Origin of the sequence: Lactobacillus sp. UMNPBX15, from assembly GCF_002553785.1 — a bacterium.
In the GTDB taxonomy this organism is placed as follows: Bacteria; Bacillota; Bacilli; order Lactobacillales; family Lactobacillaceae; genus Lactobacillus; species Lactobacillus crispatus.
In genome coordinates this window covers 1-350 of record NZ_PCYV01000118.1, presented here as the reverse complement: position 1 = coordinate 350, position 350 = coordinate 1, and the positions used below count along the sequence as shown (strand labels likewise).

1 protein-coding gene is annotated in these 350 nt (G+C 38.0%); it reads right to left on the bottom strand.

The genetic code is table 11. The features are described from left to right. The coding region (locus CP366_RS11040; RefSeq protein ID WP_233197993.1) for a site-specific integrase at positions 1-242 on the bottom strand (242 nt) is incomplete at its 3' end. Between the last annotated feature and the right edge of the window lie 108 nt (positions 243-350).

The window sequence follows — 350 nt, the reverse complement described above, 5'->3', positions numbered from 1 at the left end:
TTGCTATATGACCAAACCAAATATACATGGATTGTCGATAAAATTCCACGGATTGTAGAAACCCGTGAACACTTTTCGAGTTTTGTACCTAAAAAACGAGACAAAATCTGAGTTTTTGTATCATTTTCTAGGTCGATGCCCATTTTTTTTACCTTTTTCAATCTTCGCTCATATTCTCGTAAAGTCCCCTCGGCGCGACCTTCAGCACGCATATCTTCTAAAAATTCTTCGATTTTTTCCATTTGCGTAAATATAGAAATTGGTCGTGTGTCTACAATGAATCTTTGCCAGTGGGCCGAATTGCTTCAGATAGCTTGATAACAGCATTTGTAAGCCCATCTAGTTTGGTC